Source organism: Streptomyces sp. NPDC104096, assembly GCF_055584385.1.
In genome coordinates this window covers 75,274-99,619 of sequence record NZ_JBVJMD010000006.1, presented here as the reverse complement: position 1 = coordinate 99,619, position 24,346 = coordinate 75,274, and the positions used below count along the sequence as shown (strand labels likewise).

The following is a 24,346-nucleotide window of genomic DNA, read 5'->3' as shown; positions in this document are numbered from 1 at the left end:
GTGTGAGGTGCGCCACCCATTCTTCTCGGCAAGTTGGGCGAAGGCCCCGACCTGGACACCCAAGAGGCTCCGATGACCGGCTTCAACTTCAAGCGCCTGGGGGTCAGCGCGCTGGCTCTGGCTTCGATCACCGTCTCCGTGACGGCCTGCGGCGGCTCGACCGACGCTGCGGGTGGTTCCCCCGGCACCGCACTCACCCTGGGGTACGACTCGGATCCCGCTCCCCAGGGCTACGACCCGCTGCTCTACGGTGGCGGCCAGCGCCTCTTCTACGAATCGGTGTACCAGTCGCTCTTCGCCGAGGGCGCCGACGGACAGGCCGTCCCGGAGCTGGTCTCGAGCTTCAGCTACAACAAGACCAACACGCAGATGACGCTGAAGCTCAAGTCGGGTGTCACCTTCACCGACGGCTCCAAGCTCACCGCGCAGCTCGTCAAGGACAACCTCGACCGCCGCAGCAACTCCAAGCTCCAGTCGTACGCGGGCTTCGCGAAGGGCGGCGCCACGGAGATCAAGGACGTGCAGGCCGCGAGCGCCGACACGGTCGTCCTCACCTTCGCGGCACCGCAGGCCACGTTCCAGACCAACCTGGCAGGCATCCCCGGCATGATCGTCGGGCAGCGGGCGATCGGCGACCCGAGCACGCTGAACCAGGGGCCCGACGGCTCCGGGCCGTACAGGATGACGGCCTCGGTCAAGGGCAGCAGCTACACCATGACCCGGCAGCCGGGGGCCGGCCCGACCACCCATCCGTTCAAGACGGTCGTGTACAAGGCCTACCTGGACAAGAACGCACGCCTGAACGCCCAGATCTCGGGCCAGACGGACGCGTCGATCATCGACACGTCGACGGAGCGGACAGCGGCGTCCAACCATGTCGCGCTCGCCAGGAACGGCGGCACGATGCTGGACATCCTGGTCTTCGACAAGAGCGGTGCGACATCCAGGCCGTTCGCAGACCCGGACGTCCGTCTCGCACTGAGCCACGCCATCGACCGCCAGGCTTTCGTCGACACCGTGGCCAAGGGGGCGGAGCCGACGGCCAACGCCTTCCCGAAGTCGTCGCCGGGCTACGTTCCCGGCCTCAACACGCGGTACGCCCACAGCACCACCAAGGCGAGGCAACTCCTCGCGAAGGCCGGATACCCGAAGGGCTTCTCGTTCACCGTCACGGCCAGCCCCACCGACAAGGCCGACCTGGAATTCCTGCAGAACCAGTTCAAGGCCGTCGGGGTCGAGATGAAGATCGACGTCACCAGCTCGACCGACCAGATCTTCGCCGCGGTCAACACCCAGCCGCTGGGGTTCATACCTCTGACGATGAGCAATGAGATCGGCATCACGGCCGGTGTCCTGGTGGGCGGGTTCGCCAACCCGCACAAGACGCAGTCCCCGGCCATCGGCGCCGCCCTGGGCGCCGCGACGAACGCCGCCGCGTCGGACCGCCCCGCCGCCCTGCAGAAGCTGAACGAGGCGCTGATCGACGAGGGCTGGCTGATCCCGATCGCCGAGCAGTACGCGTACGTCGGCTACGACTCCAAGACGCTCAAGGCGCCGGCCTTCCCCGGCACCGACGGCTACCCGCTGCTCAGCGCCTTCCGGCCCGTCGCCTGACGGCCCCTGCCACAGCCGCTCGTTCGGCGGCCCCGGTGCGGACCGGCGTCCTTCGCCCGTCCGCCCGGGCCGGCCACCGAGACAGATTCGTAGAGGACCTCTCATGCTCACCTACCTCGCCCGACGCTTCGGGCTCGGCGTCGTCACCGTGCTGGTGGCGTCGGTCTTGAGTTTTCTTCTGGTCCACGCCTCCGGAGGAAGTCCTGGCGTCATCACCGCGGGGGAAGGAGCGACCGAGGCCCAGATCGCCGCCGAGAACGACCGCCTCGGATGGAACCGGTCGCTGACGGCGCAGTACGCGACCTGGCTGACGCGCGCGGTCCGTGGTGACCTCGGCGTCTCGCTGATCGACGGCCACACCATCTGGCCGGACCTGACGCAGCGGCTGCCCGTCACCGCCTCGACGGCCGTCTTCGCGACGCTCGTCAGCGGCGTCCTCGGGATCCTGCCGGGAGTGCTCGCGGCGGTCCGCGGCGGCCGTCTCGACCGCGTGATCACCACGCTGAGCGGGATCACGCTCTCGCTGCCGCAGTTCTGGGTGGGGATCGTGCTCGTCTACGTGATCGCGGTGAAGGGCCGCCTCCTGCCGGCCACCGGCTACGTCGAGTTCACCACCTCGCCGTCGCAGTACGTCCGGAGTCTGACGCTTCCGGTGCTGGCGCTCGGTCTGACGGGCGCGGCGATCATCGCGCGCACCACACGTGCCGGGATGGTCGACGCCCTGCAGCAGGAGCACATCCGCACCCTGCGTGCCCTCGGCACACCGGCCTGGCGGATCCGCTACCTCCACGCCCTGCGGTTCGCGGGCGCCCCGGTGGTGGCCGTGCTCGGCGTCCAGTTCATCGCCCTCTTCGGCGGCTCGGTGATCATCGAGCAGCTCTTCGCGCTGCCGGGCCTGGGACAGGCCGCGCAGAACGCGATCAACACCCATGACTTCCCGGCGGTCCAGGGCGTCGTCGTCATCGCGACCGTGGTGGTGGTCGCCACCAACCTGGTCCTCGACCTCGTCCTCGCCACCCTCGACCCGAAGGTGCGTGCCGCATGAGCGTCTCGACCGAGCCGATCCAATTGCCGTCCCCCGCCGAGCCGTCGACGCGCCGACGCCTTCCGCGCGGGCTGCGCCGACCGGGCACGATCGTCGCCGGCGCATGGCTGGCACTGGTCGTTCTCGCCTCGGCCACCGCCCGCTGGTGGACTCCCTTCCCCGCCGAACACCAGGACCTCGGCCAGGTGCTCGGCGGACCGTCCGCCAGGCATCTGCTGGGCACCGACGAACTGGGCCGCGACATCTTCTCGCGCCTGGTCGCCGGCGGCTGGATCTCGATCGGTCCGGCGTTGCTCGCCGTGGCCGTCGCCTTCGGCGTCGGGGTGCCGATGGCCCTCCTGGCGGCGGAGCACGGCCGACGGGCCGAGTGGAGCTGCAGCCGGGTGGCCGAGTTGCTCCTGGCGCTGCCCACCACGGTCATCCTGCTCGCGTTCGTCGGCTCCGTCGGCGTCCATGTCTGGGCGATCATGGCAGTGCTCGGTCTGCTGCTCGCCGCGCCCGTCTACCGGATACTCCTCGCGCTGGCCCAGTCGCTGCGCACCCGGCTGTACGTCGACGCGGCGAAGGTCAACGGGGTCGGATCGCTCCAGGTGAACCTGCGCCATGTCCTGCCGGGTCTGGCCACCACCATCGCCGTCCAGGCGGCCCAGCTCTTCGCCCTGGGCATCCTGATCGAGGCCGGACTCGCCTTCATGGGCTACGGGCCCGCGGTACCGACGCCCAGCTGGGGCGGGCTGATAGGCGACGCGCAGCAGCACATCTACGACGACCCCTGGATGATGGTGCCGACCGGAGTCGTCCTCGCGCTCACAGTGATCGCGGCCAATCAGATCGCCGACTCGCTGGCCGGGGAGCGCGAGCGGACCGCGCCGGTGCGAAAGCCCGCCCGCCGGTCGGGCCGGATCGCCCCGACCGCCGTACAGCCGAGTGCGGTCAGGACGAGCGACGCGCTGCTCGAGGTGCGCGACCTGTGTGTCGGTGTCGACGGCGGACCCGAGCTGGTGAGCGGCGTCTCGGTGCGCATCCGGCCCGGCACCGTGCTGGGCCTGGTGGGTGAGTCGGGCTGCGGCAAGACGATGACGGCCCGCTCTCTGCTGGGGCTGCTGCCGGAAGGCGTCGCCGTGACCGACGGCTCCATCCGCTTCGGCGGCCGGGACCTGGTCGGTCTGACCGAGCAGGAACTGCGTGCCGTTCGCGGCCGCGGGATCGCCATGATCTCGCAGGAGCCGATGGTCGCCCTGGACCCGATGTTCTCCGTCGGATACCAACTGACCCGGCCGATCCGCCGCTTTCGCGGCGTCGGTCGCCGGGAGGCGCGCCGCACGGCCCTCGACCTGCTCGCCCGGGTGGGCATCGTCGACCCCCAGCGGGTCCTGCGCAGTCATCCCCACGAACTCTCCGGCGGCATGGCACAGCGCGTCTGCATCGCGCTGGCCCTCACCGGCTCACCGAGACTGCTGATCGCCGACGAGCCCACCACCGCGCTCGACGTCACCGTGCAGGCCGAGATCCTCAGCCTGCTGCGTTCACTGGTGCGGACCTCGGACCTGTCCGTGGTGCTGGTCAGCCACGACCTCGGTGTGGTGGCCGACCTGTGCGACGACATCGCGGTGATGTACGCGGGCCAGGTCGTCGAGTCGGGCACCGTCACCGCGGTCCTCGACGACGCCGCGCACCCCTACACCGGCGCGTTGCTGAGCGCGAACCCCCACATTCCGCAGGGCGAAGCGGTGCCCGACCGACTGCCGTCCATCCGGGGCACGGTGCCGGCCCCCGAGGACTGGCCCGACGGCTGCCGGTTCGCACAGCGCTGCGCCCTGGCCACCTCCCGGTGTCACGAACCGATCGAGGCGGCACCGGCACACCGCGACGGAACCGTGCGGTGCGTCCACCCGCTGTCCACGGCGACGACCGTCGCCCCGAGCGAACCCGGAGCCGCCCGATGAACCGGCCCGCCCTCTCCGTCCGCGACCTCGTCGTCCACTACGGACGGCGCCGCAGGACACCTCCGGCGATCGACCACGTCAGCTTCGACATCGCCCCGGGCGAGACACTGGGCCTGGTCGGAGAGTCCGGCTCGGGCAAGTCCACCATCGGCAAAGCAGTCCTGGGCCTCCAGCCGCCGACCTCCGGCTCCGTCCTCCTCGACGGCGTGGACATCACCAGGGCGTCGTCGCGGCAGCGCCGGGTCAGCGCGATCGACCTGCGGGTCGTCTTCCAGGACCCGTACTCGTCGCTCAACCCGGCCCGGACCATGGGCCAGACGCTGGTCGAACCCCTGCGTGTGCTGCGGGTGCCGCAGCCGGAACAGCGGCAGCGGGCCCGTGCGGCGCTCGAGGCCGTCGGGCTGCCGGGCGACGCGATCGACCGCTACCCGTCGCAGTTCTCCGGCGGCCAGCGTCAGCGGGTGGCGATCGCCCGGGCGCTGGTCTGCGACCCGAAGGTGATCGTGCTCGACGAGCCGGTCAGCGCCCTCGACCTGTCGACCCAGGCCCAGGTGCTGAACCTGCTCGCCGATCTGCGCGACCAGCGCCGGCTCGCGCTGCTGTTCATCGCGCACGACCTCGGCGTGGTGCGGTTCCTCTCCCAGCGCGTCGTGGTGCTCTACCGCGGCCGGGCGATGGAGGCGGGCGACGTCGAGGCGGTCACCCAGCGGCCGCGGCACCCGTACACGGTGGCTCTGACCGCGGCGGCGCCCGTGCCGCACCCGGCCGAGCAGCAAGCGCGCCGCGCCGCTCGGGAGGCGCTCGGCATCGGCGCGGCGGGCACGGCCGTCGCGGCCGCGGCCGGATGCCCGTTCGCGAGCCGTTGTCCGCTCGCGGTGGACCAGTGCCGACGGTCGCGTCCGCCACTGGTCCCGGCGGGCGACTCGCAAGCCGCCTGCCATCGCGTCGGCGAGGTGCCCGCCCTGCTCGCCACCCGCTGACGACCGCTCATCACCACGACGACGATGGAGAGACCCATGCACCGATTCCCCGCCGACTTCCTCTGGGGCGTGGCAGGCGCCGGACACCAGAACGAAGGTGACAACGTCACCAGCGACTGCTGGTTCGCCGAGAACGTGACGCCGACCGTCTTCCGGGAGAGGTCAGGCAAGGCCTGCAACGGGTGGGAGCGGTGGCGCGAGGACGTCGACCTCGCGGCCGCGATGCATCTCACCGCCTACCGGTTCTCGGTCGAGTGGGCACGGATCGAGCCTGCCGAGGGGGAGTTCTCCACCGAGGCGCTCGCCCACTACGAGGCGATCGTCGACCACTGCCTCGAGCGCGGTCTGGCACCGGTGGTCACGTTCCAGCACTTCGTCGCCCCCCACTGGTTCGCGATGCGGGGCGGATGGCTCGGCGAACGGGCTCCGGAGCGCTTCGCCCGGTTCTGCGACCGGGTGATGTCCGCGTTCGGCGACCGGATCGCCGCGGCCGTGACGATGAACGAGCCCAATCTGCCGCCCATGCTGGCCTGGGCGGGACTCCCCGACGTCGTGCGTGACCTCGAGCGCGCCACGCTCGAAGCGTGCACCCGGGCCACGGGCGTCGAACGCTACCGACTCACCAACATCACCGTCGCCGAGGAGGCCGACGCCCTCTTCGCCGGACAGGCGGCGGGCCATCGGGCCGCCCGAGCCGCGATCAAGGCCCGCCGGCCGGATCTGCCGACCGGCCTGTCGATCGCGATCGTCGACGACCTGGTCCACGGCACCGACGCCACGCTGCGGGACCGCAAACGAGCAGAGGTCTACCAGCCGTGGCTGGAGATCGCTCGCGAGGACGACTTCGTGGGGATCCAGAACTACGAGCGGCACTACTACGACGCCGAGGGCGCCGTGAACGCCGACGGCACTGCGGCGCGGGGCGGCGTGATGAACCGCACCGACCCGGCCTCGCTGGGCAGTTGCGCCCGCTACGCCCACGCGGTGAGCGGCGTGCCCGTCATGGTGACCGAGCACGGCATCCAGGCCGACGACGACACCGAGCGGGCGGCCTTCATCGAGCCGTCGCTGGAAGGCCTCCAGGAAGCCATGACCGACGGCGTCCCCGTGCTCGGCTACTTCCACTGGACCCTGATGGACAACTTCGAGTGGATCTTCGGCTTCGGCCCCCGATTCGGCCTGCACAGCGTCGACCCGGTGACCTTCGCCCGCACGCCGAAACCCAGCGCGGGCGTCTACGGCGCGCTCGTCGCGGGCCTGCGCCATGGATGAGATCTCGGTGGTGCGCTTCGAGCACCGGGACGACCCCCTCGGCATCGGCGAAGAGCGCCCCCGCCTCTCCTGGCAGGTCGCCGGCCGGCCCGGTTGGCGGCAGACCGCCTACGAGCTCACGATCGGCGAGGAGTTCTTCCACGTCGCGTCGGCGGACTCGGTGCTGGTGCCCTGGCCGGCCACGCCGCTGGAACCCCGGGAGGCGCGCGAGGTCCGGGTGCGCGTGATCGGCGCGGACGGGCAGGTCTCCGACTGGAGCGACCCCGTGACCGTCGAACGCGGGCTGACCGCGAGCGAATGGCAGGCCGCCCTGATCGAGCCCGCACACGACGAACGCGGCCCCGCGGCCTTGCTGCGCCGCTCGTTCACAGCACGAGGGGACGTCGTCCGCGCGAGGCTCCACATCACCGCGCACGGCGTCTACCAGGCCGAACTCAACGGTGAGCGAGTCGGAGACCACACGCTGACACCGGGCTGGACCAGCTACCGGCACCGGCTGCGCCACCAGACGTACGACGTCACAGCGATGCTCCGGGCCGGCGAGAACGCCATCGGCGTACAGGTCGCCGACGGCTGGTGGCGCGGCCGTGTCGGATTCGTACCCGAGTGGCGTGACACGTACGGCAGTTCGCTCGGTCTGCTGGCGCAGCTGGAGATCGAGTACACCGACGGCCGCCGCCAGGTGGTCGCGACCGACGACAGCTGGCGGTCGGCCACCGGGCCGATCCGCAAGGCCGACCTCTACGAGGGCGAGACGTACGACGCGACGAAGGAGATGCCCGGATGGTCGTCCCCCGGGTACGACGAACGCGAGTGGGCCGGGGTCCGACGTGGGGAGAGGGACCTCGCCACCCTCGTGGCGCCGACCGGGCCACCCGTCCGCGCGGTCGAGGAGCGCACCGCGATGGAGACGATCACCACTCCCTCGGGCCGCACCGTGCTGGACTTCGGGCAGAACATGGTCGGGCGCCTGCGCATCTCGGTACGGGGGCGCCGCGGCTCGACGATCACGATGCGTCACGCCGAGGTGCTGGAGAACGGCGAGCTCGGGGTGCGGCCGCTGCGCACCGCCGAGGCGACCGACCGCTACATCCTGCGCGGTGACCTCGAGGGCGAATGCTGGGAACCGTCCTTCACCCTCCACGGCTTTCGCTACGCCGAGGTCGGCGGCGACTACGACGACCTCGACGCCGTCGCCGTCGTCTACCACTCCGACATGCGCCGCACCGGATGGTTCGAGTGCTCCGAGCCCATGCTGAACCAGCTCCACGAGAACGTCGTCTGGGGCATGCGCGGGAACTTCGTCGACATCCCGACGGACTGCCCGCAACGTGACGAACGGCTGGGCTGGACCGGCGACGTCCAGGTCTTCGCTCCGACATCCTCCTACCTCTACGACAGTGCCGGACTTCTCACGTCGTGGCTGGCGGATCTCTCGGCGGACCAGACAGAAGCCGGCGTCGTACCGTTGTTCGTGCCACGGGTCGACTTTCCCGGCCCCTTCGCGGATCCCGCGCCGACGGCCGGCTGGAGCGACGCCGCGGTGATCGTGCCCTGGGTCCTCTTCCAGCGCTTCGGGGAAACGGGGCTGCTGCGCCGCCAGTACGCGAGCATGCGGGCATGGGTCGACGGGCTCACCGACCTGCTCGGGCCCGCCGGCCTCTTCGACAAGCCGGCCCTGCAGCTCGGGGACTGGCTGGACCCGGCCGCGCCGCCGGACGCGCCGTGGCGTGCCGAGACGGACGCGCATCTGGTGGCCACCGCCTACCGGGCCCACGTGGCCGACACGATGGCCCGCATCGCCGGGGTGATCGGGCAGGAGGCGGACGCGGCGAAGTACGCCGAACTCGCCGACGGCGTGCGGCAGGCGTTCCACGACGAGTTCGTCACCCAGAACGGCAGGATCGCCGGTTCGGGACAGACCGGCTACGCGCTCGCCCTCGAGTTCGGCCTCCTGACCGACGCCGATCAGCGTGCCCGTGCCGCCGGACAACTGGTCCGGCTGGTACACGAGAAGGAGCACAGAGTGGCCACCGGTTTCCTCGGAACGCCGGTGATCTGTGACGCGCTCACCTCCGCCGGAGCGGTCGACGACGCCTATCGGATGCTGCTCCAGACCGAATGCCCGTCCTGGCTGTACCCGGTGACGATGGGCGCCACCACGATCTGGGAACGATGGGACTCGATGCTCCCGGACGGCTCGATCAACCCCGGTGAGATGACGTCGTTCAACCACTACGCACTGGGCGCGGTGGCCGACTGGATGCACCGCGTGGTGGCGGGGCTCGCGCCGGGATCGCCGGGCTACCGGACCCTGCTCGTCGAGCCGCGTCCTGGCGGCGGGCTCACCTGGGCCCGCACCGCGCACCGCACGCCGTACGGGCTCGCCGAGGTCGCCTGGGAACGCGCGGCCGGTGAGCTGCGGGTGCGGGTGACCGTGCCGACCGGCTCGACCGCCGTCGTCGCGCTGCCGGGGGCCGAGCGGCAGGAGGTCGGCTGCGGGCAGCATCGCTTCGCCGTGCCCTACCGGGACCCGGCGGACGACCCCCGGTGACACCGAGCGGGGCCGGAACATCACGGTGCTCAGCGGCCGGAGGCTGCCTCGGCTCCGCCACGGAGGTCGTCGACGGCTGCATCCTTGATAGGCAAGTCGATACTTGCCTATAGTGGAGTCGTGCCGGACGATGTGTTCAAGGCCCTGGCCGACCCCACCCGCAGGAAGATCCTCGACGAGCTGACGGAGCGGAACGGTCAGACCCTGTTCGAGATATGCGCGCGCCTCACGACCAGGCACGGGCTGGGATCGTCCCGCCAGGCGATCAGCCAGCACCTTGCCGTGCTGGAATCCGCGGGCCTGGTCCGGACCCGGCGCCAGGGCCGCTACAAGTTCCACGACCTCACCACCGAACCGCTTGAGCAGATCGTCGCCCGATGGCTCAAGCCCGACGCACCGGAGACCGGAAAATGAAGATCCACCTGTCGAGCGTCTGCGTCGACGACCAGGACAAGGCCCTGCGCTTCTACACGCAGGTGCTGGGGTTCGTGAAGAAGCACGAGGTCCCGCTCGGCGAGCACCGGTGGCTGACCGTGGTCTCGCCCGAGGACCCGGAGGGCACCGAACTGGTGCTGGAGCCCGACAGCCACCCCGCGGTCAAGCCGTACAAGGAGGCCCTGGCCAAGGACGGCATCCCCTTCACCTCCTTCGCCGTCGACGACGTGCACGCGGAGTACGCCCGCCTGCGCGAACTGGGGGTGCAGTTCACGCAGGAGCCGACCGAGATGGGGCCGGTCACCACCGCGGTGCTGGACGACACCTGTGGCAATCTCATCCAGATCGCCCACACCAACTGAGGCCTCTTTCACCTTTTCGACGAGGAGGACCTGAACGGATGCCCGAGACCGGCCTTCCGGGGCCGGCGGCGGGCCGGGAGGCTCAGCGGAAGGCGGCGACACCGGTCACCGCGCCGCCGATGACCAGCGAGTGGACCTCGCTGGTGCCTTCGTAGGTGAGGACCGACTCGAGGTTGTTGGCGTGACGGAGTACCGGGTATTCGAGGGTGATGCCGTTCGCGCCGAGGAGGGTGCGGCACTCGCGGGCGATCGCGATCGCCTCCCGGACGTTGTTGAGCTTGCCGACGCTGATCCGCTCCGGGGTGATCAGGTCCGCGTCCTTCAGACGGCCCAGGTGTACGGCGAGCAGCATGCCCTTGCCGAGTTCGAGGGACATGTCGGCCAGCTTCTGCTGGGTGAGCTGGAAGCCGGCCAGCGGGCGGTCGAAGACGGTGCGGTCGGCGGCGTACGAGATCGCCGTCTCCAGGCAGTCCCGGGCGGCGCCCAGCGCGCCGAAGACGATGCCGAACCTGGCCTCGTTGAGGCAGCCGAGCGGGCCGGACAGGCCCCGGGCCCGGGGCAGCATCGCGTCCGCGGGGAGGCGGACGTCCTCCAGGACCAGCTCGCTGGTGACGGAGGCCCGCAGGGACAGCTTCTGCTTGATGTCGTTGCGGGTGAAGCCGGCAGCGCCCGCGGGGACGAGGAAGCCGCGCACGCCGTCGTCGGTGCGGGCCCAGACCACCGCCACGTCCGACACCGAGCCGTTGGTGATCCACATCTTGGTGCCGTTGAGGATCCAGTCGGATCCGTCGCGCCTGGCGCGGGTGCGCATGGAGCCGGGGTCGGAACCCGCGTCCGGTTCGGTCAGCCCGAAGCATCCGATGAAGCGGCCGGCGGCCATGCCGGGCAGCCACTGCTGCTTCTGCTCCTCGGAGCCGTACTTCCAGATCGCGTACATCGCCAGCGAGCCCTGGACGGAGACCAGGCTGCGCAGGCCGGAGTCGACGGCTTCCAGCTCCATGCAGGCGAGGCCGTAGGCGACCGCGCTGGTGCCGGCGCAGCCGTAGCCCTGCAGATGCATTCCGAGGACGCCCAACTCGCCGAGCGAGAGGGCGAGTTCGCGGGCCGGAACGGCACCCGCCTCGAACCATTCGGCGACGTGCGGCCGTAGCTCGCGGTCGCCCATGGCGCGGACGGTGTCGCGGATGTCGCGCTCCTCGTCGCTGAGCAGGGTGTCGATCCCGAACAGATCGAGGGGGTGCACGGGCTGGGCGGACACGGGCTCTCCTGACGTGCTGACAACGGTGAGGGGCGGCGCTAACATGCCGGTCACAGATATCGGATCTCAGATGTTGGATCCAATTCGGATCGTAGCCGCACGCCCAGTGCTTGCCAAGACATGAAGGGAGCCCGCATGTCACCCGACCGACCGGCCCCGCCCGGGGCCCTGTCCGGGATCGTCGTCGCGGACTTCGGCCGCGTGCTGGCGGCACCGTACCTGACGATGCTCCTGGCGGACCTCGGCGCCGAGGTCGTCAAGATCGAACGCCCGGTCAGCGGCGACGAGACCCGGGCCTGGGGCCCGCCCTACGCCGACGGCGAGGCGACCTACTTCCTGGGCGTCAACCGCAACAAGCGGTCCGTCGTCCTGGACCTGACCGACGACCACGACCGGGCCGCCGCACGGGACATCGCCGCCGGCGCCGACGTGCTCGTGGAGAACTTCCGGCCGGGCACCATGGAGCGCCTCGGCCTCGGCTACGAGGAGCTGAGCGCCCTCAACCCCGGCCTGGTCTACTGCTCGGTCACCGGCTTCGGGACGGACGGCGGCGCCGCGCTGCCCGGATACGACCTCCTGGTCCAGGCGATGGGCGGCCTGATGAGCGTCACCGGCGAGCCGGACGGATCCGGCACCAAGGCCGGTGTCGCCCTCGTCGACATCATCACCGGGCTGCACGCGGGCATGGGCGTGCTCGCCGCGCTGCGCCACCGCGAACGCACGGGGGAGGGGCAGCGAGTGGAGGTCTCCCTGCTCGCTTCGTTGCTTTCCGCGCTCAGCAACCAGTCCTCGGCGTACGTCGCCGGCGGGATCGTCCCGCGGGCCATGGGCAACCGGCACCCGTCCATCGCGCCGTACGAAGTGGTGGAGGCGGCCGACCGGCCCCTCGCCCTCGCCGTCGGCAACGACCGGCAGTTCGCGGCGCTCTGCCGCGAGCTGGGGCTCCCCGAACTGTCCGGCGACCCGCGCTTCGCGACCAACCCGGCCCGGGTCGCCCACCGTGAGGACCTGCTCGCCGCACTCGACGCACCGCTGCGCACCCGTCCGGCGCAGACATGGTTCGAGGTCCTCACCGCCGCCGGCGTGCCGTGCGGACCGATCAACGACCTGGCGGCGGCCTTCGAGCTCGCCGACGGGCTCGGTCTGCAGGCCCGGGTCGCGATCCACGATCCGCGGCGCGACCGGCCGGTGGAGCAGGTCGCCAACCCCATCCGGATGGATGCCACGCCCGCCGCCTACCGCAGCGCGCCGCCGAGGCTCGGCGAGCACACCGGCGAGGTCCTCGCCCGGTTCGGGCGGCGTCCCGGCCCGGGGGACACGACCGAGCAGACAGTCCGGCCGAACGCTCCGTTCCACAGCGGTGCCGCCATCGGGCGGCCGGACCACTGACCCGCCAATCTGTTCCACCGGCCCGAACTCCCGGCCACGACGGCATCATTGGAGAGCCCCGCCATGACCAGCCCGACCCCGAGGCGGCGACCGCCCACCACCCAGCAGTTCGTGCTGGGGGAGCTCAGACGGGCCATCACCAGCGGACAGTTGAAGCCGGGCGCACCGGTCCGGCAGGACGCGCTGGCCGAACGGCTCGGCGTCAGCAGGCTCCCTCTGCGGGAGGCCCTGAAGACCCTGGAGGCGGAGGGCCTGGTGCACCACGAGGCGCACCGCGGCTACTTCGTCGCCGTCCTGTCCCTGGTCGACCTCCGCGAGGTCTACCGCCTGCGGGAGATCCTGGAGGCCGAGGCCGTACGGCAGGCGGGCGCGCGGTGGGACGCGGCGACGGCGGAGGCGCTGGAGGCGGCCCAGGGCGAGGTGGAGTCCGCGGCGCGAGCAGCCGACGTCACCGCGATGACGCTGGCGAACCGTGACTTCCACTTCATCCTCTACGAGGCGGCGGGCATGCCCCGCCTGGTCCGGCTGATCGCCACCCTGTGGGACACCACCGACGCCTACCGCGCCCTCTACTACGCCGAGGAGGGCCACCGCGACCATGTGCTGCGCGAGCACCGCATGGTGCTGGACGCGCTGCGGGCCGGGCAGGTGGAGGAAGCGGTACGCCTGCTCGACGAGCACCGGGGGCAGGCGGTGGCCGCGTTGGAAGGGATCCTGCGGGACGGCTGACGCAGGCCGTCGCCCCGTCGGCCCGTCTACCTCGGCGTCGCGTGCCGCAGGCCCAGGGACGGGAGACTCCCCGCTCTCACCTGCGGGGCCGCGAGGACCGCGCCGTACCGCACTACAGCCGACGCGAGAGGACCGCCAGCAGCAGGGCCGCCCGGTCCTGGGCCGATTCCAGGTCGAGGCCGGTGAGTTCCGACACGCGTGCCATGCGGTGGCGCAAGGTGTGCCGGTGCACCCCCAGGGCCCGAGACGCGGGCTCCCACCCGCCGTTGTGCTGCAGGAAGGCCTCCAACGACCGGTAGAGCACCGGATGTTCCTCGAGCGGCGTCAGCAGGTCGTCGGCCAGGTGGCCGACGGCCGTGCGCACGCCGTCGTCCGCGAGCAGCGCGGGAAGCCGCAACTGCCCGTAACGCGCCACCCGTCGGCGATCCGCATTCGCCCGGGCGGCCGCGTAACGTGCGGCGCGCAGCGCGGCGGACAGCTCGTCCGGTGCCGTGCCGCCGCTGACCCCGATGGTCACGTCGGCCGCTTCGAGGGTTTCCAGCACCGTGTCCAGATCCGCGACGCGGGTCACGACCACCACGCCGTCCTCTTCCTCCCGCAGGAGATAGGGACATGAGGCAAGGCCGTCGAGGCTGCGCGCGGCCTGCTGCACGAGGGCCGGCCGCTGGTATCTGGCCTGCAGCAACAGCAGGACCACCAGCCGGTCGGCCGGCCCGAAGCCGAGGTGCCGCAGAGACCGGTGCGCGGCCTGCGCGGTGAGGCCGCCGTCGAGCAGCGTGCCCAGGACGGCCGCGCGCAGCGCCCGGTGCGCTTCCACGACCTCCTGCGGCCGCTCGAGTTCCAGCGACAGCAGTGAGGCCGCGTGGGTGAGCAGCAACTGGTCGAGGGGCGTGAACTCCGCGTCGGCCGCCACCGCCAGCAGCCCGCGCCGGGTTCCGGCGACCCCGAGCGACTGGACCATGAGGTGCCTGCTCCCGTCGCGGACGCTCAGCCCCAGCGGTCCCGCCGCCCGACCGCCGTCCGAACCGACTTCGACCCGCACCCGGTCGACAAGAGCGGCACCGTCCCCGGGCGCCGCTCCGAGAACCCGTTGATGGGCGTCGGTCACCGCCACCTCGGCGTCCAGCGCCTTGGCCAGGTGCCGCAGGATGCCGGGGATGCCCTTGCCGAGTGCGGCCCTGGTCATCTGGTGCTGGTGGGCCAGCACCCGTCTGAAGGCCGCGTTCTGCTCCTGCGCCAGCGCCGCGGCGACAGCCTGGACGACGGCCAGGAACGTTGTGGCCAACGGGACTTCCACCAATACCAGCCCGCGGGCCGCGCATTGCTTGACGAGCGCCGTCGGCGCGCGGTCGTAGCTCAGGCCGGTGCCGAAGCCGATCCCGGTGACCTTCCCGTCGGCCAGCCGGTCGGCGTACTCGCGCTGCGCCTGTGCGGAGCGGCCGAGCCGCAGACCGGTGGTCAGCACGAGTTCGCTGCCCTGCAGCCAGGGGGCCGGATCGGGCAACTCCACGACGTGCGCCCACCGTACGACCCGCCGCGGCTCCCCGGTGAGCAGGCGAAGGCCCAGCCCGGGAAGGCTGAGGAGATCGGCGACGGTCACCGGCATGTCAACGCTCCGGACAGCACTGGTCCAAGACATCGCGTCACTGGACAGGTTGGAGCGGCGGCGAGCCTGAATCTCAACGATTCGGCGCGGCTGCCGCCGAGTGGCGGAAACCTAGCATGAGCCCACTCGAACGGGGCTGCGAAGCGTTCCCGTCGAGCCTCCGAGAACAGACCTGGGAGCTTCGATGGCCGAAACCAATGCACTGAGAACGGGCGACGAATCCTCTCCGCCGGGGGACGACGCCGCCGCGCTGGCCGCCCTCGGCTATACCTCCGAGTACAAGCGGGAGATGAGCCCGTGGGGCAACTTCGCCCTCGGTTTCACGTACCTCTCGCCCGTCGTCGGCGTCTACACCCTGTTCGGCTTCGCCCTGGCCACCGGCGGCCCGCCGATGATCTGGAGCCTGGTCATCGCGGGCGTCGGCCAGCTGCTCGTCTCCCTGGTGTACGGCGAGATCGTCTCCCAGTTCCCGGTCTCCGGGGGCATCTACCCGTGGGCACGCAGACTGTGGGGACGCCGCTGGGCCTGGATGGCGGGCTGGGTCTACGCGCTGGCACTGCTGGCGACCATCGCCTCGGTCAGCTACGGCGCCGGCCCGTTCGTCGCGCTGATCCTGGGCTTCGCGCCCGGGACCACCAGCACCGTCCTGTGCGCCCTCGCCGTCATCCTCATCGCCACCCTGCTCAACCTCGGCGGCACCCGGGTCATGACCTCGGCCGCCATCTTCGGCTTCGCCGCCGAGCTGGCGGGTGCCGTCGTGGTGGGGATCTGGCTGCTGACCACCCACCGCGAGCACGGTCTGGGTGTCGTGCTGCACACCTTCGGCGCCGGGTCTCCGGGCTCGTACACCTCCGCCTTCCTCGCCTCCGGGCTGGTCGGCCTCTACCTCTACTACGGCTTCGAAGCCTGCGGTGACGTCGCGGAGGAGGTCAGCGACCCCAGCCGGCGCATCCCCAGGTCGATGCGCATGACGATCTACGTCGGCGGTGCCGCCGCGACCTTCGTGGCCGTCGCCCTGCTGCTCGCGGTGCCCGACTTCGGGGCGGTGATCAGCGGCCAGGACGCCGACCCCGTGTACACGGTCCTGCGCGGCGCCTTCGGCGACATCGGCACCCGGATCGTGCTCTGCGTCGTACTGATCTCGTTCCTGTCCTGTGCCCTGAGCCTGCAGGCCGCCGGCAGCCGGCTGCTCCAGTCCTACGCCCGCGACCGCATGATCTTCGGCAGCACCTACCTGGCCCGGTTCTCCCCGGCCCGGCACGTGCCCCCGTACGCGCTGGCCGTGACCGCGATCCTGCCCGCGCTGGTGATCCTCGGCTCGACGATCTCCGCCGACGCGCTGACCCGCATCGTCTCCTTCGCCGCACTGGGGATCTACGTCGGCTTCCAGATGGTCGTCCTGGCCGCGCTGCGGGCACGGCTGAGGGGCTGGCGGCCCAGCGGTACGTTCCGCCTCGGCGCCTGGGGCCTGCCGGTGAACATCGCCGCCCTGGTCTACGGAGTGGCGGCCGCGGTCAACATGGCGTGGCCGCGCACCCCGGAGGCGGCCTGGTACGACAACTACCTGGTGATCATCTCGGCCGCCCTGGTCATCGGCCTGGGCCTGGTGTACCTGTTCGTCGCCAAGCCCGAACGGCGCAGCCAGGCCCCCGCGGGCGACGCCATCCCGAGCTGACGGACCACACTCGTTCGGCAGTGCCGCGCCCGCCGGGGCACCCGCCTGGCCCTCCGGGGGGCACGACCGGACGCCCGGCCGGCGCGGGTCGGGCGGCGGTTCGCAGCCGACCGGGCTGGACGTGGCCCCCGCATGGCGTGCTGTCGCCCCTCGCGGCGTCAGTCCAGCTCGGCTGCCTGTGCCGCGGCCTGTTCCTCGGTGCGGGCCTGCGCGGTGGGGAGTGCGCCACCGGAGGTCTCGAGGTGTGCGCGCACGAACCACTGGAACTGTTCCAGGTCGCGCAGCTGCCCGATCAGCAGATCCTCGGTGGCCGGGTCGAGCTCGCCCGCCTCCTTGATCGCCGCACGGACCCCTTCGACGACCCCCGAGTAGACGAGGTCGAGCGCGCCGAGGTGCGCGATGGCGTCGGCGCGCCCGATGGAGTAGTCCTCCCAGGTGCGCTCGGCGACCAGCGCACCCGGGGTGCCCTGGGCGACGCCGCCGAGTGCGGCGATGCGTTCCGCCACGTCGTCGGCCATTTCCCGGACCTGCTCCACCTGGGGGTCGATCATCTCGTGGACGGCGATGAAGTGGGGTCCGACCACGTTCCAGTGGACGTGCTTGAGAGTCAGGTGCAGATCGTTGAGCGCGTGCAGGCGAGTGCGGAGCGTACCGATGAGCCGGCCGGCGTCCTGGGGTTCGATGCCGGGCACCGTGTACTGGGGGGTCAGGTCTCGAGTCATGGCTCACCTCGGTTGCCGATGGGATGGGTGTCAACAGCACGCATGCCCTGCTTCGGCCGTCCCAGACCTGGGTGATCGGGCAGCCGGTCTTTCCGGCACCTCCCGGGTGCCGGGACATCGTCAGCGCGGGGTGGGCTCGCTGACGCGTGCGGTTTCGTCCTGTACGAGCAGGGAGAGCAGGGATGCCACGGGCAGGCCGGCCTCTGCCGGGTGACGAAGCACCTTGTCCTGCTTGATGACGTAGGTGTTGGTGCGCCCGTCCCGGGTGTGGGAGAGGTAACCGTCCTGCTCGAGGTCCGAGATGATCCGCTGGACGGCGCGCTCGGTGAGACGGCAGTGGGCGGCGATGTCGCGGATCCGGACGTTCGGGTCGTCAGCGATGGCTGCCAGCACGCGCGCGTGGTTGGTGATGAACGTCCATCCGGAGTGAGGTGGGGGTACTTCAGCCATAGTCGGCATTTTAGGGCGCTCGGTTGCCGGAACAAAATTACATGACATACTTTTCCTGCAATTGATGACCTGCTCCCGCAGGGGAGTGCCACCGAAGGAGTGCGAAGGTGCCCTGGGACGATGTCGTGACGACGACGCTCGTGAGCAACAGCACCGGGAAGCCACTGCCTCGAGAAGCGGCCACCGAGCAGGCCCCGGCACAGGCCGCAGCGCCTCAGCGCGACCGGCGCGATGCCCGCGTCGTCGTTGCGCGCGGCCCCTACGACCTGCACTCGACCCCGCCCCTGGCAGCGGCACTGACGGCCGCGGTCAGGAAGTACCCGAAGGTGATCCTGGACGCCTCCGGCGTGACCTTCGCCGACTCGACGTTCTTGAATCTGCTGATCCTCACCCACCGGGCGGGCACCTTGCGCGTGGTCGCGCCTTCATGGGAGGTCCGGCGGCTCCTCCAGGTCACCGGCGTCGACACCCTGTTGGAGATACGAGAGACAGTGGACGACGCTGTCGCGGCCTGAGCCACCCCGCACCGACGGGTCGGAAGCCGATGAGGCGGAGCTCCGCCGGCCGCGGTCACGCCGTGCGGCGAATCCACGTCCGGGCGAGCTCCGCGATCCAGGCGGCTGCCTCGTCGGGAGCGGGCGGGGGCGCGCCGACGACCACGACTTCCGTGACGCCCGCTGCGGCGAGGGCGGGCAGGTCCTCCGGTGTGCCGTCGCTCAACGCGAGGGCGACCGCGAACTCGTCGAAGGTACGACCGCGGCGCGCGCATTCGTCGGCGAGGACGGCGACGTGCGAGCGGACCTCGGCCACCGCGAGGTTGAAGCCGTACCAGCCGTCGGCGAGCGTGACGGCGCGGCGCAGGGCCGCGTCGCTGTTGCCGCCGAGGACGACCGGCAGCCGGCCGCCGCGCAGCGGCTTCGGGTTGACCCGGATCGCGTCGAAACGGGTGAACTCCCCCGCGAAGGAGGCCGGGTCGTCGGTCCAGACCGTACGCATCGCGGCGAGGTACTCCTCGGTCCGCCGCCCGCGCCCGACGAAGGGGACCCCGAGCGCCGCGAACTCCTCGGCGGACCAGCCGATCCCGACCCCGAGAGTGAACCTCCCGGCTGAGAGCACGTCGAGCGTGGCGGCCTGCTTGGCGACCACGAGCGGGTTGTGTTCGGGCAGCAGGAGGACACCGGTGGCGAGTTCGATCCGGCCGGTGACCGCCGCCGCGAAGCTCAGGGCGAGCAGCGGGTCCAGCCAGTCGGCGTCGGAGGGCACGGCGATCCGACCGTCGGCGGAGTAGGGGTAGGGGGAGACGGGCGCATCCACGAGCACCACGTGCTCGCCGCACCAGAGCCTGGCGAAGCCGTGTGCCTCCGCGGCCGTGGCCACAGCCCGGACGACCTCCGGGCGGGCACCGTCACCGATGCCGAGCGCGTGCAGGCCCACCCGCATCCGCCACCTCCTGGCGTCACCATAGAAGCCGAGCGCGGTCGTCTTCAGGCGACTTGGCATGCCGAGCCTGGGGCCGGCGCTGCGTGTCACCCGGACGGGCGAGGCCATCGAAGAGACCGGCGCACCCGGAACCTGCGCACGGAGAGATCCGTGCCAGCCCGTCGGTCCGTCCACCGGCCACCGGCCACCGCGTGACGCTCGATCAGCGGCGGGTGCCGCTGCTGTCGACCGGACCGCAGGGTCGTACCGCCGGCTGTCGGCGCTGATCCGCACGGGGGAACGCGCGGTCCCGGCTGCCGCGTTCCTCGTGTGACCTGTGAACCGATTCCATGCGGGGGTCGTGCCCGAGCTCACCCCGACCCGTATCTTCTTCGGCTGTCAGCCGGACAGGCCGCTGAGGTCCCGCGACGGCCGGCCGCGCTGTGTGGTCTGCGCCGATGACGACGTCATCTGCCTGATCGGCACGGGCACCGGCCGGCTGACGGTCACGACTTCCTGCCCCGGCCTGCGCCGGTACGCCACCCTCACCCTCGACGGCCGTCCCTCCGAGGGCGTTGCCGCCCGGACGGCCGGCTCGCCCATGCGCCGCTCGGTGACCACCTGTCTGGTCGATCAAGCCGGAGCAGCGGGGATCGGTCTCCGGAACGGTCAACCGGCAAGGCGGCCGGAAGGCCCGTCTCCGCTCGGCGCCGTCTCTCCCGGGTGTGCCGGAAGCGAGCCGCGTCGAGGCGGTCCGCGCCCCCGCGCTGTCGGCTTGGCAGGGCTCCGGGACTGTGAAACGCTCGTTTCATGGCACATCTGTCCCGCGTCGGGACATCGATCCCGAACGGTTGAGTCCGGCTGCCTGTCGGAAGTCCCCCGGATCCAGGCTCCGTTCGGGAGTAGGGAACAGCCATGAGCACCACTGAGCACGCTCACGACCGCGACGACCACGGTGACCCCACCTTGTACCGCACTCCGGCGGACGCCGTCGCCGCGCCCCCGGAGAGGCTCGCCTATGTCGTCGGTTTCGATCCGAGCGCACAGCGCGCGGACGCGTTGTTCACCGTCGGCTGCGACCCCGAATCCGCCGAATACGGCCGAGTGATCTCCCACGCCGAGCTGCCCGGCCGGGGCAACGAACTGCACCACTTCGGCTGGAACGCCTGCTCGAGCGCACTGGCCCATGCCGGTCATCATCACGCCGCGCGGCGCTACCTCATCATCCCGGGACTGCGTTCCTCCCGGCTGCACATCTTCGACACGGGCCCCGATCCCGCCCGCCCGCGCCTGGTCAAGGTGGTCGAGCCCGAGGAGTTGGCCGCCAAGGCCGGATACTCGCGTCCGCACACACTCCACTGCGGCCCCGACGGGGTGTTCCTGTCCTGCCTGGGGGGCGCGGACGGTGCGGACGGGCCCGGCGGCGTCGCGCTGCTGGACCACGAAAGCTTCGACGTGCTGCGCGCCTGGGAGAGTGACCGCGGACCGCAGTGGCTCGCCTACGACCTGTGGTGGCATCTGCGCCAGAACGTCGCCGTGACCAGCGAGTGGGGCACCCCCTCGATGTACGAGGACGGCCTCGTCCCCGAACTGCTGATGGATCGCCGGTACGGCCACTCGCTGCACTTCTGGGAGCTGGACTCCGGCCGACACCGGCAGCGCGTCGATCTGGGGGACGAGAACCAGATGGTGCTGGAGCTGCGTCCCGCGCACGACCCCGAGGCGACGTGGGGGTTCGCACACGCCGTGGTCGACGTCGAGGACCTGTCGGCCTCGGTGTGGCTGTGGAACCGGGAGGGCGAGGACTTCGTGGTCCGCAAGGTGATCACCATCCCCGCCGAGCCCGCGCGGACGGAGGACCTGCCTCCGGCGCTGCAGCCGTTCGGCGCCGTTCCGCCACTCATCACCGACATCGACCTGTCGGTGGACGACCAGTGGCTGTACGTATCCACATGGGGAACCGGCGATCTGCATCAGTACGACGTGAGCGACCCGTTCCGTCCGAGGCAGACCGCGTCCGTACGTCTGGGCGGCATCGTCAGCCGACAGCCGCATCCCGCCGAGCCGGACAGTCCGCTGACCGGCGGAGCGCAGATGGTCGAGCTCAGCCGTGACGGGCGGCGCGTGTACCTGACGAACTCCTTGTACGGCACCTGGGACGCGCAGTTCTATCCCGCGGGCATCGACCCGTGGATGGTCAAACTCGACGCCGACACCTCGAACGGCGGGCTCTCCGTCGACAGCCGCTTCCACCCGCACGGGTCGGACTTCCTGGGCTTGCGCGTGCACCAGACGCGCCTGCAGGGCGGCGACGCCTCCTCGGATTCGTACTGTTACCGCAGCTGACCGCCTGCGCCCCGCGACGGCCTGCTGAAGGTCACAGCGTTCCGGCCCGGGGCCGCCGCGTGTGGAGCGCGCCGAGGATTCGGCTTCCCATATCGGCGCAGCGGCGGGTCGCATCCGAGCACATCCGACGGAGCCGGTTCCACGCGGGCACCGCGTACGTGAGCCCGCCACCCCCGGAGGGAGGGGACATGTCCTCCGTGCTCCACGCAGCAGGCGCGCACACGGACGACGCAACCGGATGGCAGCTGCCCTCCACCGAAACGCTGGTGGCCGTGGTGCTGGTGGCCGTGGCCACTGTGGTGGGCGCCTGGCTGGCACGGCGCGGATCCGGCCGGTCGGTGCTGCTGCCGGCCGCCGCATCGGGGATATTGCTGAGCATTGCGGTTCTCCATCTTCTGCCCGACGCGTGGGACGAGGCCCACGAGGCCGGCGTGCCGCTGTGGGCGGTGCCGGTCACCGCACTCGCCTCGTACGGGGTGATGGGTGCCGTCGTCCGTATCGGCTGCCCGTGCAAGCCAGGTCGTGCGGGAGGCGTCGGCGCGGCATCAGGGCTCGCTCTGCACCGCTTCCTGGAGGGGGCGACCTTGGCACTGACCGCCTCGGTCGCCGTGGTGGCGGCGCTCCTCGTGCACGCGGCCGGCGAGGGCCTGGCGTTGGCCGCTCTGCTGGGGGCGCAACCCAGGCGGCGGGTGGCTTCGTGGATCGGGCTGGCCTGCCTGAGCCCGATCGCGGGAGCCTTCGTGGCGAGCGCGTTGCCCGTTCCGGACGGCGTCACGCCGTTGCTGCTCGCCTTCGTCGGCGGCGTACTCGCCCAGGCGGCGTGGGTGGCTCTCGCACTCGCCCGTCAGCAGCGGCCCGCGGACCGGCGAGTCCTCGGGGTCCCGGCCGCGACGGCGATGACTCTCGCGGCCGTCCTCACCGCGCTCTCCATTCTTGTCAGGACGGTCAACCGCTGAACGCGACCTGTCACAGGAGGGCCATGAAGGTCGCGGGAACCGGAGGGAGCGGCCGTGCGACTCCGGCAACGCATCGGACAGCAGAACACCAGCCGGTGTGAGCGAGGGTTGCGTCGGTCCTGCCGGCCACGCTGCTGGGGGTCGAAGACATCGATACGAGTCAGATCCGTCGGTGGCCGGGGTCGCCCGCTGCTGGGCCGCCCTCGAGAACCGGGCGCCGGCGCAGCCGTACGGCGTTGAGTATGTGCTCGCCCATGGGATCGGAGTCGAGATGGGGATGGGCGTCGATCCGCAGGCGACGTCCGCCGTGGGAGATCACGTGGTAGGCGAGCACCTTGCCGGCGAAGAGCTTGCTGCCGTGGATCTGCCGTGAGAGGACGAGACGGTCGATGTCGTCCCAGGTCACGACGAGCGGGCGGCCGTAGGAGGTGTAGACGAGACCGCTGGCGTACAGATGCGTGCGGACGAACCCCTTGGGCATTCTCCACAGCATGATCGGAAGCGCGATGATCACCAGGAAGAGCGCCGCGAGCAGGTAGAGCACCAAGGCGGTCACCACCTTCTGGAGGCCCGGGATGTCGGTCCCGGTCTTGCTCAGGACCCAGTTCACGCCCCACAGCGCTCCTACGATCAAAGCGCCGATGGCCACCACGGCGACCACGATCTCCAGCGGGCTGGTGTTCTTGCGGGTGAAGACGTGATCGCCCAGGGAGCGCTCGGCCGCGAGGCGGGTGACGCGGGCGGACGGGGCGTACCCCTTCATCTGCGAGGCTTGAGGGAACCGCTTGATGACGGCGACACCCAGGGCCGTGACGGTCAGACCCGCGAGGAGGACAGTGGCGGCGGACAGCGCCGGGGTGTCGCCGAAGATCAGCACTCCCAGGCCGTACAGCGTCGTCGCCAGCCCGCCGAACACCACCAGCAGCATCAGGCAGCCCAAGTTCAACAGGGGCCCCTCGGAGTGTTGTTGCGCGTCTTCCGCCATGGTGTCCCCCGGAGAGATCGTGGATGTCGACGCTGAATGTAGCCGCTCCGGCGGTCCGCCGGGCTTCCTGCCCCTCGGCACCAGGGACCGCAACACCGCCCACTGCTCAGGCGAAGGCGGAGAGGGACACTGCGCGCTCAAGCTGCTGGCTCCGCCTCGGGAAGGCAGCAGAACCGGCCGCACACGCGCCGCTGACGTCCCGTTCTCACCATCGGCTCCCGGCGTACTCCACTGCCTGCGTCGGCAGCGCCCGTCAGCAGCGGGACTGGGTCGGCGACGGCCACAGCGGCTACCACATGCTCAAGAACCGGGAGACCGGCGAGTGCCTGAGGACCGACGGCGTCTCCAACTGAGCGACCTGGACCTCTTCAAGCGGATCGGCACCCACGACTGATTCGGGGGTAGCGGTCGCGGCGGCCCCCGGAAGGACCGCCCCCGACAGCCGACCTGCGCCACCCGCGACAGCGGCGGTCGGTGGGACCACGACGGGCTCCCCGGGGACACGTGTCCCCGGGGAGCCCGTCGTCGTGTCGGTTCCGCCGCCGACGCCTCGAACGCACCCGCCAGGATCTCGTCGGCGCTCCCGCGCCCTCAGTCGACGGA

Annotated in this window: 20 protein-coding genes; 14 read left to right on the top strand and 6 right to left on the bottom strand. The window is 71.1% G+C overall.

The window, feature by feature from the left end:
* Positions 1-72: 72 nt before the first annotated feature.
* The 8 genes from ACZ60B_RS09340 to ACZ60B_RS09305 all read left to right on the top strand — a co-directional run bounded on the left by ACZ60B_RS09340 (position 73) and on the right by ACZ60B_RS09305 (position 10,208).
* On the top strand, positions 73-1,614 hold the full coding sequence (locus tag ACZ60B_RS09340) for an ABC transporter substrate-binding protein (protein WP_469385407.1): 1,542 nt from the start codon (positions 73-75) through the stop codon (positions 1,612-1,614).
* Between the two features lie 103 nt (positions 1,615-1,717).
* A complete protein-coding gene (locus tag ACZ60B_RS09335; RefSeq protein WP_469385406.1) occupies positions 1,718-2,659 on the top strand; it encodes an ABC transporter permease in 942 nt (313 codons plus the stop codon).
* Entirely contained in the window at positions 2,656-4,605 is a 1,950-nt protein-coding gene (locus tag ACZ60B_RS09330; protein WP_469385405.1) for a dipeptide/oligopeptide/nickel ABC transporter permease/ATP-binding protein, read from the top strand. Before ACZ60B_RS09335 ends, ACZ60B_RS09330 begins: the two co-directional genes overlap by 4 nt.
* On the top strand, positions 4,602-5,585 hold the full coding sequence (locus ACZ60B_RS09325) for an oligopeptide/dipeptide ABC transporter ATP-binding protein (protein ID WP_469385404.1): 984 nt from the start codon (positions 4,602-4,604) through the stop codon (positions 5,583-5,585). Before ACZ60B_RS09330 ends, ACZ60B_RS09325 begins: the two co-directional genes overlap by 4 nt.
* Positions 5,586-5,621: 36 nt before the next feature.
* Positions 5,622-6,857, top strand: a complete 1,236-nt coding sequence (locus ACZ60B_RS09320; protein ID WP_469385403.1) for a family 1 glycosylhydrolase — start codon at positions 5,622-5,624, stop codon at positions 6,855-6,857.
* Complete coding sequence (locus ACZ60B_RS09315; RefSeq protein WP_469385402.1) at positions 6,850-9,411, top strand: glycoside hydrolase family 78 protein; 2,562 nt, start codon at positions 6,850-6,852, stop codon at positions 9,409-9,411. The genes ACZ60B_RS09320 and ACZ60B_RS09315 overlap by 8 nt, the downstream gene beginning before the upstream one ends.
* A gap of 120 nt (positions 9,412-9,531) precedes the next feature.
* Positions 9,532-9,825 (top strand): ArsR/SmtB family transcription factor, encoded by a 294-nt coding sequence (locus ACZ60B_RS09310; protein WP_469385401.1) that lies wholly within the window; start codon positions 9,532-9,534, stop codon positions 9,823-9,825.
* Positions 9,822-10,208, top strand: a complete 387-nt coding sequence (locus tag ACZ60B_RS09305; protein WP_469385400.1) for a VOC family protein — start codon at positions 9,822-9,824, stop codon at positions 10,206-10,208. The genes ACZ60B_RS09310 and ACZ60B_RS09305 overlap by 4 nt, the downstream gene beginning before the upstream one ends.
* 82 nt (positions 10,209-10,290) lie before the next feature.
* On the opposite strand, the gene ACZ60B_RS09300 is transcribed toward ACZ60B_RS09305, so the two are convergent.
* Positions 10,291-11,511, bottom strand: a complete 1,221-nt coding sequence (locus tag ACZ60B_RS09300) for an acyl-CoA dehydrogenase family protein (protein ID WP_469385399.1) — start codon at positions 11,509-11,511, stop codon at positions 10,291-10,293.
* 90 nt (positions 11,512-11,601) lie between these two features.
* Here ACZ60B_RS09300 and ACZ60B_RS09295 point away from each other — a divergent pair, with 90 nt between their 5' ends.
* Positions 11,602-12,855 (top strand): CaiB/BaiF CoA transferase family protein, encoded by a 1,254-nt coding sequence (locus ACZ60B_RS09295; RefSeq protein ID WP_469385398.1) that lies wholly within the window; start codon positions 11,602-11,604, stop codon positions 12,853-12,855.
* Positions 12,856-12,918: 63 nt separating this feature from the next.
* Positions 12,919-13,584: a GntR family transcriptional regulator gene (locus tag ACZ60B_RS09290; protein ID WP_469385397.1), complete on the top strand. Its 666-nt coding sequence runs from the start codon at positions 12,919-12,921 to the stop codon at positions 13,582-13,584.
* Positions 13,585-13,696: 112 nt separating this feature from the next.
* Here the strand turns inward: ACZ60B_RS09290 and ACZ60B_RS09285 are convergent, their stop codons facing one another.
* Entirely contained in the window at positions 13,697-15,190 is a 1,494-nt protein-coding gene (locus tag ACZ60B_RS09285; RefSeq protein WP_469385396.1) for a PucR family transcriptional regulator, read from the bottom strand.
* 184 nt (positions 15,191-15,374) lie between these two features.
* Here ACZ60B_RS09285 and ACZ60B_RS09280 point away from each other — a divergent pair, with 184 nt between their 5' ends.
* Positions 15,375-16,865: an APC family permease gene (locus ACZ60B_RS09280; protein ID WP_469385395.1), complete on the top strand. Its 1,491-nt coding sequence runs from the start codon at positions 15,375-15,377 to the stop codon at positions 16,863-16,865.
* 158 nt (positions 16,866-17,023) lie between these two features.
* Here ACZ60B_RS09280 and ACZ60B_RS09275 read toward each other — a convergent pair whose 3' ends face one another.
* Together ACZ60B_RS09275 and ACZ60B_RS09270 are read right to left on the bottom strand one after the other, a co-directional pair.
* Positions 17,024-17,587, bottom strand: coding sequence for a Dps family protein (locus ACZ60B_RS09275; protein WP_469385394.1), 564 nt, complete (start codon positions 17,585-17,587; stop codon positions 17,024-17,026).
* Between the two features lie 120 nt (positions 17,588-17,707).
* Positions 17,708-18,037, bottom strand: a complete 330-nt coding sequence (locus ACZ60B_RS09270; protein ID WP_469385393.1) for a helix-turn-helix transcriptional regulator — start codon at positions 18,035-18,037, stop codon at positions 17,708-17,710.
* 107 nt (positions 18,038-18,144) lie between these two features.
* Here ACZ60B_RS09270 and ACZ60B_RS09265 point away from each other — a divergent pair, with 107 nt between their 5' ends.
* Positions 18,145-18,552, top strand: a complete 408-nt coding sequence (locus ACZ60B_RS09265; protein ID WP_469385392.1) for an STAS domain-containing protein — start codon at positions 18,145-18,147, stop codon at positions 18,550-18,552.
* 55 nt (positions 18,553-18,607) lie between these two features.
* Here the strand turns inward: ACZ60B_RS09265 and ACZ60B_RS09260 are convergent, their stop codons facing one another.
* Positions 18,608-19,537: an LLM class F420-dependent oxidoreductase gene (locus ACZ60B_RS09260; protein ID WP_469385391.1), complete on the bottom strand. Its 930-nt coding sequence runs from the start codon at positions 19,535-19,537 to the stop codon at positions 18,608-18,610.
* Positions 19,538-20,371: 834 nt separating this feature from the next.
* On the opposite strand from ACZ60B_RS09260, the gene ACZ60B_RS09255 reads away from it, so the two are divergent.
* Positions 20,372-21,802 carry a selenium-binding protein SBP56-related protein gene (locus tag ACZ60B_RS09255; RefSeq protein WP_469385390.1) on the top strand — a complete coding sequence of 477 codons (1,431 nt, stop codon included), beginning with the start codon at positions 20,372-20,374 and terminating at the stop codon, positions 21,800-21,802.
* Between the two features lie 188 nt (positions 21,803-21,990).
* On the top strand, positions 21,991-22,758 hold the full coding sequence (locus tag ACZ60B_RS09250; RefSeq protein WP_469385389.1) for a ZIP family metal transporter: 768 nt from the start codon (positions 21,991-21,993) through the stop codon (positions 22,756-22,758).
* A 160-nt stretch (positions 22,759-22,918) separates the two neighbouring features.
* On the opposite strand, the gene ACZ60B_RS09245 is transcribed toward ACZ60B_RS09250, so the two are convergent.
* Complete coding sequence (locus ACZ60B_RS09245; protein ID WP_469385388.1) at positions 22,919-23,704, bottom strand: hypothetical protein; 786 nt, start codon at positions 23,702-23,704, stop codon at positions 22,919-22,921.
* Between the last annotated feature and the right edge of the window lie 642 nt (positions 23,705-24,346).